The organism is Gemmobacter megaterium (assembly GCF_900156815.1).
Taxonomy (GTDB): Bacteria; Pseudomonadota; Alphaproteobacteria; order Rhodobacterales; family Rhodobacteraceae; genus Wagnerdoeblera; species Wagnerdoeblera megaterium.
Map to the genome: position 1 here is coordinate 110,823 of NZ_FTOT01000007.1, position 16,615 is coordinate 127,437.

A 16,615-nucleotide genomic window follows, 5' to 3' on the forward strand; every position below is an offset into this window, starting at 1 on the left:
ATGGATTTCGCACTGACCCCAGACCAGGAAGCCATCCGCGATGCCATTGCGCGCATCTGCGAGAAATTCGACGATGCCTACTGGCTCAAACGCGACCGGGACGGCGGTTTTCCGCAGGATTTCTACGATGCCCTGGCCCGTGAAGGCTGGCTGGGTATCTGCACTGCCGAAGCGCAGGGCGGCGCCGGACTCGGGATCACCGAAGCCGCGATCATGATGCGCACCATCGCCGAATCCGGCGCCGGCCTGTCCGGGGCATCAGCGGTCCATATCAACATCTTCGGACTGAAGCCGGTGGATGTGTTCGGCACGCAGGAGCAGAAAGACCGCATGATCCGCCCCATGGCCGAGGGGCGCGAGAAATCCTGTTTTGCCGTGACAGAGCCGAACACCGGGCTCAACACCACCCAACTCAAGCTCCGCGCGGTGCGCAAGGGCGACACCTATCATGTCGACGGGCAAAAGGTCTGGATCTCTACCGCGCAGGTGGCCGACCGCATCCTGCTGCTGGCCCGCACCACCCCGCTGGACGAGGTCAAGAAACCCACCCACGGCCTGAGCCTGTTCTACACGAAATTCGATCGCGACCGCATCAAGGTGCGCGAGATCGAGAAGATGGGTCGCAAATGCGTCGACTCGAACGAGCTGTTCTTCGAGGATTTCCAGATCCCCGCCGAAGATCTGATCGGCGAAGAGGGGCGCGGGTTTGAATACATCCTCCAGGGAATGAACCCCGAGCGGATCCTGATTGCGGCCGAAGCCGTCGGGCTGGGCATGGCGGCGCTGCGCAAGGCGACCCAATATGCCAAGGAGCGCGTCGTTTTCAATCGTCCCATCGGCCAGAACCAGGGCATCCAGCACCCACTTGCCACGAACTGGTGCGAGCTGGAAGCGGCATGGATGATGGTGATGAAAGCAGCCTGGCTCTATGACAGCGGGCAACCCTGCGGCGCCGAGGCGAATGCAGCCAAATATCTGGCGGGCGAAGCCGGGTTCAACGCCTGCCAACAGGCGGTAATGACCCATGGCGGCTTTGGCTATGCCAAGGAATATCACGTGGAACGCTACCTGCGCGAAGTGATGATCCCGCGCATCGCCCCGATCAGCCCGCAACTGGTGCTGTCCTTCATTGCCGAGCGGGTTCTGGGCCTGCCGAAGTCATACTGATGCAGGCGGTCGCGGCAGACAGGCTGGACTATGGCGCCCTGCTTCGGTCGGGCGGCCGTGTCCTGGTCGGGCAAGGCACGGCAGAGCCGGTATCGCTGACGCGGCGGCTGGTGGCGGCGCCCCCCACGGCAGAGGTTCCGGTTTTCCTGGGCCCGATGTGGTCGGATGTCTGGATCGGCGATCTGCCGGAGGTGCTGAAGCTGGAGTGCTATGGCGCCTTTGGGGCCGGGGCGCGGCTGGCGCGTGACGGACGGTTGGCAATCTATCCCCTGCATGTCTCTGCCTTGGCAGCGACGATGGGCAGCCAGCGGATGCCGGTGGATGCGGTCCTGCTGCAACTGCGCCCGTCGGCCAGCGGCAAGGGCTGGAACCTTGGCCTCAGCCGGGACTTCGTCGCGCGCGTTGCCCGCACGGCACGGGTCGTCGTGGCCGAACTCAACCCCCATCTGCCGGCTTGCCATGGCGGCGACATCGACGATCTGCCGATCACCGCGCTGATCGAGGGGGCAGAGCCCCCCGTCACCCTGCCGACGGCGCCACTGTCGCAAACCGACCGTCAGGTGGCCGCGCATGTTGCCGCACTGATCCCCGATCGGGCGGTGATCCAACTGGGGGTCGGCACCATTCCCGCAGCGGTTCTGGGCGCGCTTTCGGGCCACAGGGATCTGGGGCTGCATTCGGGCGCGGCACCGGATGGCGTGGCAGACCTGATCGAGGCCGGAGTCCTGACCAACGCGCACAAGGAGCGGGATGGGGGTGTTTCGGTCTTTGGCATGTTGATCGGCGGGCCGCGCCTTTATGCAATGGCCGACTGCAACCCCGCCATGCGGGTTGCCGGACAAGAGGAAACCCACGATCCCGCCATCATCGCCAGTCTGTCCCGCTTTCACGCGATCAACTCGGCGCTGGAAGTCGATCTGACCGGGCAGGTCGGATCCGAAGAGGTCGGCGGGCGCTATCTGGGCGCCGTCGGCGGCCAGGTGGATTATGTCCGCGCAGCCCAGCTTTCGGCCGGGGGCCGGTCGATCATCGCGCTGCCATCGGTGACACCGAAGGGCGCCAGCCGCATCGTCGCACGGGTGGGTGTGGCCACATGTGGCCGCGCGGATGCGGATACAATCGTCACCGAACATGGCGTCGCCGAACTGCGCGGCCTGCCGCTGGCGGAACGCGCGCGACGCATGATCGCCATCGCTGCACCCGAACACCGCGAGGCGCTGGCGCGCAGTTGGCGCGACAGGGGCATCGGATGACAGGGCCGCTTGCCGGGTTGAAGTTCGTGGAAATGGTCGGCATCGGCCCTGGCCCCTTTGCCGCGATGGTTCTGGCCGATCTGGGGGCCGAGGTTCTGCGGATCGACCGGCTTGTACCATCGGGCAACGGGATCGAACGCCCGGTGGATTGCGACTTCGCGGCCCGAGGCCGGGCCTCTGTGGCGCTTGATCTCAAGCAGTCAGAAGCGGTCGAGCTGGTGCTTGATCTGATCGCCCAGGCGGATGGGCTGATCGAAGGGTTCCGCCCCGGTGTGATGGAACGGCTGGGGCTGGGGCCCGATCCGTGCCTCGCGCGCAACCCACGCCTGGCCTATGGCCGCCTGACCGGCTGGGGCCAGACCGGGCCGCTGGCGCCGACCGCAGGGCATGACCTGACCTATCTGGCACAGACTGGCGTCCTGGACAGGCTGGGGCGGGCCGAAGGGCCGCCGGTGCCGCCCATGAACCTGCTGGGTGACTTTGCCGGTGGCAGCCTGATGATGGTCATCGGCCTGCTGGCCGCCATCCAGTCCGCCCGCGCCACGGGGCAGGGTCAGGTCGTCGATGCGGCCATCGTGGACGGCGTATCGCTTCTGGCCACGCCGCTGCTGGGCCTGATCGCGGCAGGCATCCATTCTGGCGGGCGCGGCGAGAACCTGCTGGATACGGGCGCGCCACACTACGACAGCTATATCTGTGCCTGCGGCGGCTATCTGGCCATCGCGCCCATCGAGACCAAGTTCCGCAACGAGTTGTTGGCCGGGCTGGGGTTCGAGCCGACAACCTTCCCCGATGTCACCGACCGGGCCAACTGGCCTGCGGCCCGCGCACGGATCGCCGGGCGCATCGCCAGCCGGACCCGCGACGACTGGGCCGCCATCTTTGCAGGCACCGACGCCTGCGCGGCGCCGGTCCTGACCTTTGCCCAGGCGCAGGCTCATCCTGCCGCACTTGAACGGCAGGCCTGGATCACCGTGGCGGGCCACGCCCAGCCCGCGCCCGCGCCCCGGTTTTCCGCCACGCCATCCGGCACCCCCTCGGCACCACAACCGCGAGGGGCCGGAACGGCGGCGCTGGGGGGCTGGGGCATATCCGAACACCGCCGCGCGGCACTGCGTGCAGCCGGCATTCTGCTGTAACCGGGAGGACAAGATGGCAGGGCTGTATTACGAAGATTTCGAGATCGGACGCGAGTTCCACCACGATCTCAGCCGCACGGTGACGGATTACGACAACATCTCGTTCAGTCTGATGACGATGAACACCCAGCCGCTGCACATCGACCACCATTTCGCGGAACAGACAGAATGGGGCAAGCCGCTGTTCAACAGCCTGTATACGCTGGCGATCATGATCGGCATGGCCGTCACGGATACGACGCTGGGCACCACGATCGCCAACCTTGGCATGACCGATGTGCGCTTTCCCAAGCCGGTCTTTGCCGGTGATACGCTGCGCGCCCGGACCAAGATCATTTCCAAGCGCGAAAGCAGTTCGCGCCCGAATGCCGGGATCGTCGAGTTCGAACATACCTGCGTGAACCAGAAGGGCGAGGTTGTGGCCATCTGCCGCCGCGCCGGTCTGATGCGTAAGCGCGAGGCGGCGTGATGCGGTCCATCCTGTTCGTTCCCGGCGACAGCCCGCGCAAGTTTGCCAAGGCGATGGGGACAGCCGCCGATGCGCTGGTGCTGGATCTGGAAGATTCCGTCGCCGCCCCTGCCAAGGTCGCCGCCCGTGCGACGGTGGCGGAAATGCTGGGCACCGACCGCGCCGGAAAACAGCTGATCGTGCGCGTGAACGCCTTTGACACCGGCATGACGCTGGACGATCTGGCGGCCATCATGCCGCACCGCCCCGATGGCATCCTGCTGCCAAAGGCGCGGGGCGGGGCGGATATCGCCGAACTGGCAAACTATCTCGCTGCCTTCGAGGCGGCATCGGGAATGGCCCAAGGCAGCACCTGGATCATGGCCGTAGCGACCGAAACCGCAGAGGCCGTGATGGGCATGGCCAGCTATACACCTGCTCATCCGCGATTGAAGGGGCTGCTTTGGGGGGCCGAGGATCTGTCGGCCTCTCTGGGTGCCACATCGAACCGCGACGGCACCGCCTATTCCGGTCCGTTCGTGCTGGCGCGCAACCTGTGCCTGTTCGCCGCGGCCTCTGCCGGCGTCATGGCGATTGACACGGTATGTACCGCCATCGGCGATCTGGACTACGTGGCGGACGAGGCCCGCGCTGCGCGACGCGATGGTTTCACTGCCAAGATGGTGATTCATCCCAGCCATGTGGACCCGGTGAATGCCGCCTTCACCCCGACTGCCGACGAAGTGGCATGGGCAAAGACGGTGATCCGCACCTTCGAGGAAAATCCGGGGCTTGGCGTCGTTTCGATTGATGGCAAGATGATAGACAAACCGCATGAACGCGCGGCACGCAAGATTCTGGCGGCAGCGCGAGGATAGCTTCTGAATGAACCCCGATGGCAGGCGAAACTTTGGCCCGGCAGCCTTGGCTGTAACGGTTGTTGTGATTGGTTTTGCCTGCAATTTCCTTGCCCGTGGCGTGGTGGATACCTTCATGGTGTTCATGCAGCCGCTGGAACAGGAGTTCGGCTGGAACCACGCCCAACTGACCCAGGTCTATTCGGTCTATCTGATCACGCTGGGGGCGATGTCTCCGTTCACGGGAACCCTGCTTGACAGTTGGGGTCCACGCATCTCGTATCTGACCGGCGCGGCATTGCTGGCAACGGCAATGTTCGTCGCTGGCAACACAAGCTCTATCTGGCATCTCTATCTGGCGCCGGGCGTCCTGTGTGGCATGGCGGCCTCGTTGATGGGCATGGTGCCAGCCGCGGCACTGATCGGGCGATGGTTCGACCGGCAGATGGGTCTGATGGTGGCGATTGCCTATGCCGGTTTCGGCTCGGGAATGCTGGCCATCGTGCCACTTGCACAGGCGGGGATCGACGCGTTCGGCTGGCGTGAAACCTATCGCATCCTGTTCTGGTGCTGCGCGGCACTGGTGCCGCTGCTGGCGCTGGTGCCCTGGGGCCGCATCGGCAACGGGGCGGCGGGAAATACCCGCGCCACAGCGGCGCGGGACCGCTCCGCACGCGGCGGCGCGCGCCAGACCGGCCCGCAATGGACGGTCCGCAGCGCGATGCGGACCGCCGAATTCTGGTTGTTGGTGCAGGCGTTTTTCTTCACCGCTGTCGCCGCCTATCTGACCACGGTTCAGGTGATCAGTTTCCTGATATCGCGTGAATACCCTCCGATCGGGGCCGCTCTGGCCTTTGGCACCGCCGGGATGCTGTCGATCTTCGGCGTCATCCTGTCGGGTTGGGCCATGATGCGCTTCGGCATCCGGCGCGCGACGCTGGTGTCCTATGTCGGCACGATGGCCGGTATCCTGGCCCTGCTCGCTTTTGCGCGCTGGCCGCATCCTGCGTTGGTCTGGGTCTTCATCCTGACGTTCGGAACCAGCCAGGGCGCGCGCGGGCCGGTGATATCGGCACTGAATGCCCGCATCTTCGCGCGCGGACGGGTAAGTTCCATCTACGGGCTGATCTTCATGCTGATGTCGTTCGGATCGGCCTTTGGCGCCTGGCTGTCCGGGCGGCTTTATGCCTGGACAGGCGATTACTCTGCGGCGTTTGTCGTCGCCGCGGCTGCCGTTCTGCTGGCCGCCGCACCTTTCGTCCTGACCCGGCGCCTGACCGAGGCGCAGGAACTGGCGCCACCACACGCCTGACCCATCCCCACCAGCCAGCCAACTCCGGCCATCCGACACGCAACAGCTCCGGTCGGCCGGAACCTTGGCCTGCGCTTCGCATTGACCCCGGCACCAAAGGCAGCATGATCATCCGCCCTCTGGCGGGTGCCGCGCAAGCAAAAGCCGGCCCCAGGGGGGGCCGGCTTTCCCGACAGATCATCGGCAACCGTCGTCGTCCGGCCGGGATTATTCGCTGCGCAAACGGGCCAGTTCGTCCAGCATGGCCTGAGCCTCTGGGCCATTGTCATTGACAAATGCCTCCCAGACCGACTTGGTCAGGTCACGCCAGCGGTCGGTTTCCTCGGGCGAGAAATAGGCCACATCGGCACCGCCCGCCTTCAGCTCTTCGACAGCCTTGGTCGCGTTTTCCGCCACGGTCTGCAAGGCACGCTCCCGCAGTTCGGCACCGACATCCATCATGATCTTCTGATTTTCGGGCGACAGGCTGTTGAACACCGCCAGGGACATGATGATCGGCGTGGTCGCCGGCCAGGCATGTGGGCCAATCATCAGCCCCTTGAGGTTGAGCTTGTTGTCCAGCGTATAGATCGGCGGCAGTATGCCCCCATCCACCACGCCTTGCGACAGGGCGGGCACCAGTTCGGCACCCGCGATGGCGACGGGCGAGTAGCCCAGAGCCTCGCCAGTCAACTGAGCGATGCGCCCGCCGGTGATGCGAATCTTCAGGCCCTTCACATCCTCCAGCGTCTTGGGCGCCGTGTTCTTGGTCAGGTAGATCGAGCTTGGGTAGTCGGTCGGGGCGATCGTTACCAGCTTGAACCCGCGTTTTTCCATGGCCGAGGCCAGCACGCCGCCGCCAGTGTCGCTGGCATAGAACTTGGCGGCATGGCTCATGTCATCCAGTTCGACGTCAAAGGCGAACGGCAGGTCAAAGACACCCCACAGCGGCTCGACACTGGCGACCACAGGGGCAACCGAATAGGTCATCGCCACCTGGCCCGACAGGATGCCCGGCAGTTCCTGGTTGATCGGCATGATCTGGGCCGACGGAAAGACACGGAAGGTGACTTCGCCATTCGTGCGCTCTGTCACCTGCTGGGTGAACCATTCCACATTGCGGTGATGCTGCGAGGCGACAGGATAGGCATGAACAAAGCGCAGTTCCTGTGCGACGGCGGGCAATGACATCGCACCGATGGCCAGCGCCCCCAGAACCGCCCGCTTCAGCGGCCCGGTGAAGGATGTTGCAAACATGGTCTCTCTCCCTTGAAGTTGCCCGGCCCTTCCTCTGACCGGGGCTGAAGCGCGGTCGGGCCGCGTCATTCGAAAACGGTTGAAATGCCGGGCACCGCCCACAACAGCAGCAGTGCCAGAACCAGGGTCGCCAGATAGGGCAACGCCCCGCGCATCACGGCCCCGATGGGTACATTGAACACACCACTCAGCGCGAACAGGCTCATACCCACCGGCGGAGTCACCTGCGCAACCATCATGCAGGCGATGGTCAGGATGGCGAAATGCGTTGGCGAGTAGCCCAGCGCGATGACAACGGGAAACACGATCGGAATCGTGATGTACAGGATCGGCACCGGATCCAGCACCGTTCCCAGAAGCACGAAGATCAGCAGGATCAGGCCCATGGTGATATGGGTGTTCACCGGCAGCGAGGTCATGAACCGTGTGAACGCCTGCGGCACATCGGCAAAGGTCAGCGCATTGGCAAAGACGGTGGCGCCACCCAGGATGATGAAGATGATCGTACTGGTAACAACAGCCCCTTCGGCCGATTTGAAGATCCGGCGCAGGGTAAAGGCCTTGCGCTCGAAAATGGCGCTGGCAGCAAGGACATAGACCACAGCCACCGCTGCCGCCTCGGTCGGGGTGAATATCCCGGCATAGATACCGCCCAGAACCACGAACGGCATGATCAGCGCGGGCAGCGCCTCCATAAAGCTGCGCCGTATCTCGGCGGCGCTGGCACGTGGCCGCAGTTCATGCTGGCCAAAGATGTTGAGCGCCACGGCGGTTGCCACCAGCAGGACCGTCACGACCAGGCCGGGAATGATACCGGCCAGAAAGAGCTTGGAGACATCCATCTGCACCAGCGAGGCAAACAGGATCATGTAGATGCTGGGGGGGATCATCTGACCCAGCGTGCCTGAAACCGCGATGATGCCCAAGGCATCATGCTGTTTGTACCCTGCCCGGATCATGTAGGGCAGCAGCATCGAACCCACGGCAACCACGGTGGCGGTGGACGATCCCGACAGCGCCCCAAAGATCGCACAGGTCACGACCCCGGTTGCAGGAAGACCACCGCGCAGATGGCCCAGCAGATTTTCGATGAACCGAAACAAGCGACCAGCGAGGCCGAGATCGGTCATCAGATTGCCTGCGAACAGGAAATAAGGCACCGCCAGCAACAACCAACTGTCGGTTGCAATGTATAGCTGCGACACCACCATCTGCGTCGGCAAGCCGATATCCAGAACGGCGATCACGCCACCCGACACCAGCATCGCTGCCCAGACCGGCGCACCGAGCACGAGCAGGATGAAAAAGACAGCGAATGCGATTGCGGTCATTCCTTCACCCCTCCGGCCAGCGACAGCGGCGCATCCGCAACGCGGTAGACGACGCGAAGCACGGCGTAGAAAAGGGCAATCCCGACCCCGACCGGCAACGCAGCCGACGGCACCCAGGCCTTCATCTCACCGGACATGGTGGTCAGGCCCATGGCATAAAGCCCGGCCTCCCATTGCCAGGCGGCCCAGAACAAGCCAGCCAGCAGAACGACCAGCAGCACATGCAGACCAAGGTCAAAGAAGCGATAGACCCGCTTCGGCATCATATCGGTGACGATCGACATCGTGAGATGCGCGTTCCGGGTGATCAACGGGCCAAAGTACAGCAACGTCGCATAGACGATGAAGAAACGGCACAACTCCTCGATGATCGACCAGGAACTGCCGAAGATATAGCGTAGCACCACACTGACAAAGGCCAGCAGCACGCTCAATGTCAGCAGCGTCACGGCGACACCGGCCAGAACCCGGTTCAACAGCGTCTCGACCGCGCGCAGACCGGCAATCAGGCCGGTTTCAGGCCGGTCACTCATAGCTGATGACCCCGCGCGCCAATACACCGGAATGCAGGTCGTGGAACGCCTCGTTGATCTGGTCCAGCCGGTAGCGGCGCGAAATGAGTTCATCCAGCCGAAGACGGTTGGAACGGTACAGATCCACCAGCCGCTCGACATCCAGCCGGGGACGGTAGCTGCCATAGAACGACCCGGTCAGCACCTTTTCATTCATCGGCAGGCTAATCGCCTCGATTTCACAGCAGGCTCCGACTTCGGCGATACCGACGACAACCGCTTTGCCGCCGGGCCGGATCGCCTCGTAGCATTGGCGGATGGTATGTTTGTTGCCGATCGCCTCGAACGCATGATCCACACCGCGCCCCTGGGTCAGGCTGCGGGCTATGGCAATCGGATCTTCGGTGCGCGCGTCGATCAGGTGGGTCGCGCCGAAATCCCTGGCAATCGCCAGCTTGTCGGGGTTGAGATCGGAGACGGCAATGACAGAGGCACCCGCGATCCTTGCGCCCTGCACCACATTCAGGCCGATGCCGCCCGTCCCCACCACCAGAACAGAGTCGCCCGGACGCACGGCAGAGGTATTGAAGACCGCCCCGGTGCCCGTCAGCACGCCGCAGCCGATCAGGGCCGCCGCCTCCATCGGGACTTCCTCCGGGATCTTGACGGCACAGCGTGCGGGAACAACGCCCATCTCGGCAAAGGACGACACCACCATATGGTGGATTTCCTCCTCTCCGCGGCGCAGGCGCGTGGTGCCGTTCGGCATGGTCCCGCCGCGCAGGATGCTGCGCCCGACCTCGCACAGATTGGGTCGGCCGGAACAGCAATAGAAGCACTGCCCGCAATCATAGAGGAACGACATCACCACCCGGTCGCCCGGCACCAGATGCGTCACGCCATGCCCCACCTGCTCGACATAGCCGGCCGCCTCGTGCCCCAGAACGATAGGCAGCGCAGACGGGCGCTTGCCCTCCATCCGGGTCATGTCGCTGTGGCACACCCCACTGGCGGCAAAGCGCACGAGAACCTCGCCATCCTGCGGAGGCAGGAGATCCAGGTCTTCGAGGCTCAAAGGTTCGCCATACTGGCGTAGAACAGCTGCTTTCACGGTGCGCTCCTCCCTATCGACGAACCCTGATTGTTCACCATCATGGATTCATCACTGCGTTCGTGACCGAGAACAGGATGGTCATATATCTGATCACTACGTCAAGAAACATTCTCATAGTTACGCAAATACACGCAAATTTAGACCATGCGAGAATGCTGCGTCGCAGCATTATGACGGTAAAATCGTGATGCTATCGCAGAATTTTCTCTGAAATTTGTGCAGGTATGTGCATTCCAAGGCTAATATAATGGACAATCTTGCGACACGACCCTAGTCTCCGGCCCAAATCGGGGCGCGTGGGCGATACGACGGCGAATCGCGGGAACACCGCGCAGTCATGCCTGCGGCAGCGCAGGCCCGCGACCTGAAGGACGGGCGGCGCTGTCGGGCTCCAGGGCCCCTGGCGTCGATGCGATGCGACCTGAATCAGGAGGAAACATGCGACTTCAGGGTAAACTGGCCGTCATCACCGCGGCAGCCTCGGGAATGGGACGTGCAGGGGTGGAACTGTTCTGCCGCGAGGGCGCAAGGGTGTGCGCGGTTGACGTGAATGCCGAGGCACTGGCCGCGATGGCCTCTGACATGGCCGCCAAGGGTACGCCCATCGAAACCGTGCAGGCCGATCTCTCGACCGTCGATGGCGCAAAGGACAGCATCCATACCGCAGCAGACAAGCTGGGGGGCATAGATATCCTCTGGGCTCATGCGGGCATTCCGGGGCCGGGCGGGATTGAGGATCTGGATCTGGATGCCTATCGCAAAGCCATGGCGCTGAACGTGGATTCCGCCGTTCTTGCCGCGGGCGAGGTGGTCCGCCACATGCGCAAGCGGGGCGGCGGGGCGATTGTGTTCACCGCCTCGGTCTCGGGGCTGGTCGGCTCGCGCTTTTCACCGATCTATTCTGCCGGAAAGTTTGCAGTGGTCGGGCTGACGAAATCGCTGGCACAGACCTATGCCCCGGACAAGGTTCGCGTGAACGTGGTCTGCCCCGGCCTGGCTGACACGCCGATGATGACCAAGTTCACCAGCCGCAAGGGCGACCCGGTCGAGGCCGAAGCAAATGCCAATGCGATGATCGCGCAGGTTCCCCTTGGCCGTCTTGTCCGGGCAGAGGAAGTCGCCCATGCCGCATTGTGGCTGGCCTCGGACGATGCAGGCTTTGTTACCGGGATCGAGCTGCCTGTCGACGGTGGCTTCATCTGCCGCTGAACGCCCACGGCGGGGCCTACACGGGCCCCGTCTTGACATTTCGGCCCATTCCGCCCATCTGGGCATCATCTGTCGCACCCCGTGCCGCGTGAGCACCTATGGGCGCAGGCAGTTCAGGTTCCCACCATCACGCAGGGGCACCGATCCGGCAGGCGCAAGGACAAGAGGTTCGTGCGGTTCGCTGCCGGTGGCCCTTTGCAACCCCGTGCGGGGTGGAGCCGATATGACAACCTTTGCCGACCTGGGGCTTTCCCCCAACCTTCTCAAATCCCTCGAACGCCTTGGGTTCGACACTCCGACCCCGATCCAGAAACAGGCCATTCCACAAGTGCTTGCCGGTCACGACCTGATGGGTCTGGCCCAGACCGGCACCGGCAAGACCGCCGCCTTCGGCCTGCCGCTTCTGAACCGGATTCTCGACATCGGCCACCCGCCGCAGCCGCGCACGGTGCGCGCGCTGATCATGGCGCCGACGCGCGAACTGGTTGCCCAGATCGCCGACCACCTGACCCAATTCACCAAGGGCACCCCGGTCAAGGTGCTGAAAGTCATCGGCGGAGCCTCGTTGCACAAGCAAGCCGAGGCGCTGGCGCGCGGTGCCGATGTGCTGGTTGCCACCCCAGGACGCCTGATCGACCTTCTGGAACGCCGCGCCCTGACACTGGATGCCACAGGGTATCTGGTATTGGACGAGGCCGATCAGATGCTTGACATGGGGTTCATTCATCTGCTGCGCCAGATCGCACGCTACCTGCCGCACAAGCGCCAGACGCTGATGTTCTCGGCCACCATGCCCAAGCTGATCGACGAGATCGCCGATGCCTATCTGCGCAATCCGGTGAAAGTCGCGGCCAACCCTCCTGGCAAGACCGCCGACCGTATCGAACAGGCGGTACATTTCACCAACCAGGGCGACAAGGCCAAGCTGCTTGAAGACTACCTGCTCAAACACCCCGGCGAAGCCGCGCTGGTATTCAACCGCACCAAGCACGGGGCGGAAAAGCTGATGAAGCTGCTGGTCTCCTGGGGCTTCAGCGCGGGTTCGATCCATGGCAACAAGAGCCAGAACCACCGCGAACGCACCTTGGCGGCATTCCGCGCCGGCGAACTGGACGTTCTGGTCGCCACGGATGTGGCGGCGCGCGGCATCGACATTCCGTTGGTGCGTCATGTCTACAACTATGACCTGCCGAACGTGCCGGACAACTATGTGCATCGCATCGGACGCACGGCACGGGCCGGGGCATCCGGCAAGGCCGTGGCCTTCTGCGCCCCTGCCGAGATGGACGAGTTGAAAGCGATCGAGAAGGTCACGGGCCAACCGCTGCCGGTGATCGGCGGCGCCCCGTATGAAGGTGCCACCGCGCGGCCGTCCCATGCCCCCCGCCGTCCAGGCCAGGACAAGCCGCAAGGCCCACGCAAATCCCGGCCACAAAGCGCACGGTCACAGGGCGACAAGCCGCATGGTGCAAAGCCTCAGGGCGCCAAGCCGGGCCAACGCAGCGACGGCAAGCCGGCAGGCCAACGCTCAAGCCGCCCGGCCCAGCCCAAGGTTGCGGCATCGGGCAATCGCCCGCCGCGCCGCCAGCCGCGCTGACAACAGGACCGGCAGGTCAACTGCCGGTCGATTCCTGTTCCAGGCTCAGCTTCATATCCAGCAGCACTTGCTGCAAGGCCAGCGTCTCTCGCAGCAAACGCTTGGCTTCGTTGATGGAAATCACACCGTCGCTGATGGCGGTGTGGTATTCGCTCATCAGCATGGCAAACCTTTGGGACAGCATGACAACGTCGTTGTTCACCCCACCCGACGCCGCGTTGCGCCGATCCTGATCATACGACAGCGTGACGCCTTGCAAATCCGCCAATGCGGCCGTCACATGCGGGAATTTCGCCTCTGCTTCCAATAGTGCAACGACGTCAACCGGCATGAACCTGTCGTCGTGCTCCTCGGATTCCGAATAGTACCGGCCCAGTGTCGCCTTGGACTTGCCCGTGATGACGCAGGCCGCCTCGATGCCTACGTCCTTCACCAGCGCCTCGGTGTGTTTCTTCAGATAGCTTGCCAGCGACATGGTCACCCCCGTCCCGAACCACTCGGGGAAAATCGAACAGGTTTTCCCATTAATCAGATCACAGGAAATTGTCATGTAAAAACAAGTCACGGAGCAATCCGTGGCCGTAACGAGTGGCCGATGTCCCCAGCATCGGCAAAGGGTGGGGGTTCGTCGCGTTGCAGTCCCATGTGGGGCCGGTCGGGAAACCGGCCGCGCGGCGGACCCGGTAACCAGGTCAAAGGGGCATGTGGCGTGCGGTCTCTGGCCAAATCGCACCCGCGTGCCAGGTTGTTGATCCGTCGTCGTTTACCGGACTGTGGCGCCAGCTTCGCCACCACGGAATACGAACCCCCACCCGACATATTGCCGCCCGCCGTCGCAGCCGGTATCGGTCAGGGATGGCCAAGCTGTATTTCCATTTCTCGACCATGAACGCGGGCAAGTCTACGCTGCTGCTGCAAGCGGCCTACAACTACCGCGAACGCGGCATGGTGCCGTGGCTGCTGACCGCGCGGCTGGACACCCGCGCCGGCGAAGGGTGCATTGCCAGCCGGATCGGCATCGCTGAACCGGCTGACACCTTCACCCCTGACGACGACATGTTCGCGCTGGTCGCGGCGCGGCTGAAACAGGGCGCCGTCGATTGCGCCTTTGTGGACGAGGCGCAGTTCCTGACCCGCGATCAGGTCTGGCAACTGGCGCGCGCGGTGGACGACCTCGGCCTGCCGGTGATGTGCTATGGCCTGCGGGTGGATTTCCGCGGCGAGTTGTTCCCCGGCTCTGCCGCGCTGCTGGCGCTTGCCGACGAAATGCGCGAGGTTCGCACCATCTGCCATTGCGGCAAGAAAGCCACCATGGTGGTGCGGCTCGGCCCCGATGGGCAGCCGCTGAGCGAGGGCGCACAGGTGATGGTCGGGGGCAATGAAAGCTATGTCAGCCTCTGTCGTCGCCATTGGCGCGAGGCGATGGGCGACCGCCCGGCTGCCGCCAGGGACTGACGAGGAGGAAACGCCATGCTGACCAATGCCGATATCGTGGAACTGACCAGGTTTCGCCGCCATCTTCACCAACACCCCGAAGTGTCGGGAGAGGAGGCATGGACCGCCGCCGAGGTGGTCCGGGCGCTGGAGGCGATGGGCGCGCCGCAGATCCTGACCGGGCTGGGCGGTCATGGGGTCGCCGCTGTCTGGCAGGGCGCCGAGGCCGGGCCGACCGTCATGTTCCGGTCGGAACTGGATGCCCTGCCGATCGAGGAACTGACCGGCAATCCATGGGCCTCGCAGATTCCGGGCAAGGGGCATCAGTGCGGGCATGATGGCCATACAACTATTCTGCTAGGGCTGGGCCGCCTGCTATCGCGCCGCCCCCCTGCACGGGGCCGTGCCGTGCTGATGTTCCAACCGGCCGAGGAAAACGGCGCTGGCGCGGCGGCAGTGCTGGATGATCCGGCCTTTGCCGAGATCCAGCCCGACTGGGCATTCTCGCTGCACAATTTCCCCGGACTGGATTATGGCAACATGGCGATCAAGGCGGGCCCGGCAAATTGCGCCTCGCGGGGGCTGCGGGTGGTGCTGACCGGCCATACCTCCCATGCCTCGACGCCCGAACATGCGTTGTCGCCTGCCCTGTCTCTGGCGCGGCTGATCCCCGCCGTGATGGCCGAAGGGCCGGGGGGAGATCTGGGCGACAGCTTCCGCCTTGTCACTGTGACCCATGCCCGGATGGGCGAGCCCGCCTTTGGCATCACCCCCGGCCGGGCCGAGCTGTGGATGACGCTGCGCACGGTGCATGACCGCGACATGGCCGACCTTCTGGCCCGTGTCTCTGCGCTGGTCGATGCCGAAGCGCAATCCACCGGGCTGACGGTCGACTATTCGCATCACGATATTTTCCACGCCTGCACCAACGATCCCGACGCGACCCAGCGGCTGCTGGATGCCGCTGAGGCAGTCGGTGTCGCACGCGAGGATGGCGGCTTTCCCATGCGCGGATCCGAGGATTTTGGCCTGTTCGGTTCGCGCGCGGGTGCGAAATCGGCGATGTTCCGGCTGGGGTCAGGCTATAAGACGCCAAACCTGCATAATCCCGACTACGACTTCCCCGATGACATCATCGAACCCGGTGTGCGAGTGTTTGATCGGGTGGCCCGCGATCTGTTGGGTGGGTGACTCTGGCGGTGGCCCGGAGCCTGCGATAGTCTGGCGGGCACCGGCCCCCTCCTCCGGGCAGATGACAAGGATCCCGCCATGACCCTGACCCCCGAAATCCGCGCGCAGTTGGACCAGGTGACCACCGCCACCCTGACCACCGTTCTGCTGAAGAAAGGCTTGCGCAACTGCTGGATCCGGGGGGCGATGCCGCTGACGGGTGCGGCCCGCACCGGCGCCCGCGCGGTGGGCGAGGCGTTCACCCTGCGCTTCATTCCGATGCGCGAGGATCTGGCAACACCGGCCAGTTGGGGCAATCCGATTTCGACCCGCGCGGCCATCGAGGCGATGCCCGAAGGCGTGATCGCCGTGGCCGATGCGATGGGTGTGACGGATGCGGGAATCTTTGGCGATATCCTTTGCGCGCGCATGGCTGTGCGCAAGGTGCGCGCGCTGATCACCGATGGCGTGATGCGCGATCTGGCCGGGGTCGAGACGACCGGCCTGCCTGTCTGGGCGCGCGGCACCGCGGCCCCGGCCTCGATCGCCGGGTTGACCTTCGTCGGCTGGAACGAGCCGGTGGCCTGCGGTGGGGTTGCGATCTTTGCCGGTGATGTGATCGTGGCCGATACCGACGGGGCAGTGGTGATCCCCAAGGATATCGTCGCCGCTGTGGCCGCTGCGGCAGTCGAGCAGGAAGAGATGGAAGGCTGGATCATGGACCAGGCCAGGGGCGGCGCCGCGCTGCCGGGGCTGTATCCGATGAATGCCGAGACGAAAGCGCGCTTCGACGCCTGGAAGGCCGCGCGCGACTGAGAGTTCGGGACCGGGGGCCA

General features: G+C 64.2%; 16 protein-coding genes. 11 read left to right on the forward strand and 5 right to left on the reverse strand.

Going from position 1 to position 16,615, the window contains the following annotated elements; translation table 11 throughout:
* From BW970_RS15755 to BW970_RS15780, 6 genes are read left to right on the forward strand one after another with little or no spacing between them, the layout of a single operon-like run.
* The gene (locus BW970_RS15755) at positions 1 to 1,167 is read left to right on the forward strand and encodes an acyl-CoA dehydrogenase family protein (RefSeq protein ID WP_076533186.1); all 1,167 of its coding nucleotides are present in this window, start codon (positions 1 to 3) and stop codon (positions 1,165 to 1,167) included.
* On the forward strand, positions 1,167 to 2,420 hold the full coding sequence (locus BW970_RS15760; RefSeq protein WP_076533188.1) for an acetyl-CoA hydrolase/transferase family protein: 1,254 nt from the start codon (positions 1,167 to 1,169) through the stop codon (positions 2,418 to 2,420). Before BW970_RS15755 ends, BW970_RS15760 begins: the two co-directional genes overlap by 1 nt.
* Positions 2,417 to 3,559, forward strand: coding sequence for a CaiB/BaiF CoA transferase family protein (locus BW970_RS15765; RefSeq protein ID WP_076533190.1), 1,143 nt, complete (start codon positions 2,417 to 2,419; stop codon positions 3,557 to 3,559). The genes BW970_RS15760 and BW970_RS15765 overlap by 4 nt, the downstream gene beginning before the upstream one ends.
* Before the next feature lie 13 nt (positions 3,560 to 3,572).
* A complete protein-coding gene (locus BW970_RS15770) occupies positions 3,573 to 4,028 on the forward strand; it encodes a MaoC family dehydratase (protein WP_076533192.1) in 456 nt (151 codons plus the stop codon).
* Entirely contained in the window at positions 4,028 to 4,885 is an 858-nt protein-coding gene (locus BW970_RS15775; protein WP_076533194.1) for an HpcH/HpaI aldolase/citrate lyase family protein, read from the forward strand. The genes BW970_RS15770 and BW970_RS15775 overlap by 1 nt, the downstream gene beginning before the upstream one ends.
* Positions 4,886 to 4,892: 7 nt before the next feature.
* On the forward strand, positions 4,893 to 6,176 hold the full coding sequence (locus BW970_RS15780; RefSeq protein ID WP_076533196.1) for an MFS transporter: 1,284 nt from the start codon (positions 4,893 to 4,895) through the stop codon (positions 6,174 to 6,176).
* Positions 6,177 to 6,383: 207 nt separating this feature from the next.
* Here the strand turns inward: BW970_RS15780 and BW970_RS15785 are convergent, their stop codons facing one another.
* The 4 genes from BW970_RS15785 to BW970_RS15800 form a co-directional block, all read right to left on the reverse strand.
* Positions 6,384 to 7,412, reverse strand: coding sequence for a TRAP transporter substrate-binding protein (locus tag BW970_RS15785; RefSeq protein WP_076533198.1), 1,029 nt, complete (start codon positions 7,410 to 7,412; stop codon positions 6,384 to 6,386).
* Between the two features lie 65 nt (positions 7,413 to 7,477).
* On the reverse strand, positions 7,478 to 8,743 hold the full coding sequence (locus BW970_RS15790; protein ID WP_076533200.1) for a TRAP transporter large permease: 1,266 nt from the start codon (positions 8,741 to 8,743) through the stop codon (positions 7,478 to 7,480).
* Positions 8,740 to 9,276, reverse strand: coding sequence for a TRAP transporter small permease (locus tag BW970_RS15795; RefSeq protein WP_076533202.1), 537 nt, complete (start codon positions 9,274 to 9,276; stop codon positions 8,740 to 8,742). Before BW970_RS15795 ends, BW970_RS15790 begins: the two co-directional genes overlap by 4 nt.
* Positions 9,269 to 10,366, reverse strand: a complete 1,098-nt coding sequence (locus BW970_RS15800) for a Zn-dependent alcohol dehydrogenase (RefSeq protein ID WP_076533204.1) — start codon at positions 10,364 to 10,366, stop codon at positions 9,269 to 9,271. Before BW970_RS15800 ends, BW970_RS15795 begins: the two co-directional genes overlap by 8 nt.
* Positions 10,367 to 10,807: 441 nt before the next feature.
* On the opposite strand from BW970_RS15800, the gene BW970_RS15805 reads away from it, so the two are divergent.
* Positions 10,808 to 11,578, forward strand: a complete 771-nt coding sequence (locus tag BW970_RS15805) for an SDR family NAD(P)-dependent oxidoreductase (protein ID WP_076533206.1) — start codon at positions 10,808 to 10,810, stop codon at positions 11,576 to 11,578.
* Positions 11,579 to 11,801: 223 nt separating this feature from the next.
* Entirely contained in the window at positions 11,802 to 13,175 is a 1,374-nt protein-coding gene (locus BW970_RS15810; protein ID WP_076533208.1) for a DEAD/DEAH box helicase, read from the forward strand.
* Positions 13,176 to 13,191: 16 nt separating this feature from the next.
* Here BW970_RS15810 and BW970_RS15815 read toward each other — a convergent pair whose 3' ends face one another.
* Positions 13,192 to 13,650 (reverse strand): hypothetical protein, encoded by a 459-nt coding sequence (locus BW970_RS15815; protein WP_076533210.1) that lies wholly within the window; start codon positions 13,648 to 13,650, stop codon positions 13,192 to 13,194.
* A gap of 380 nt (positions 13,651 to 14,030) precedes the next feature.
* Here BW970_RS15815 and BW970_RS15820 point away from each other — a divergent pair, with 380 nt between their 5' ends.
* The 3 genes from BW970_RS15820 to BW970_RS15830 all read left to right on the forward strand — a co-directional run bounded on the left by BW970_RS15820 (position 14,031) and on the right by BW970_RS15830 (position 16,595).
* Positions 14,031 to 14,630, forward strand: a complete 600-nt coding sequence (locus tag BW970_RS15820; RefSeq protein WP_076533212.1) for a thymidine kinase — start codon at positions 14,031 to 14,033, stop codon at positions 14,628 to 14,630.
* A gap of 15 nt (positions 14,631 to 14,645) precedes the next feature.
* The gene (locus tag BW970_RS15825; RefSeq protein ID WP_076533213.1) at positions 14,646 to 15,800 is read left to right on the forward strand and encodes an amidohydrolase; all 1,155 of its coding nucleotides are present in this window, start codon (positions 14,646 to 14,648) and stop codon (positions 15,798 to 15,800) included.
* Positions 15,801 to 15,878: 78 nt separating this feature from the next.
* A complete protein-coding gene (locus tag BW970_RS15830; RefSeq protein ID WP_076533215.1) occupies positions 15,879 to 16,595 on the forward strand; it encodes a ribonuclease activity regulator RraA in 717 nt (238 codons plus the stop codon).
* Positions 16,596 to 16,615 lie beyond the last annotated feature (20 nt).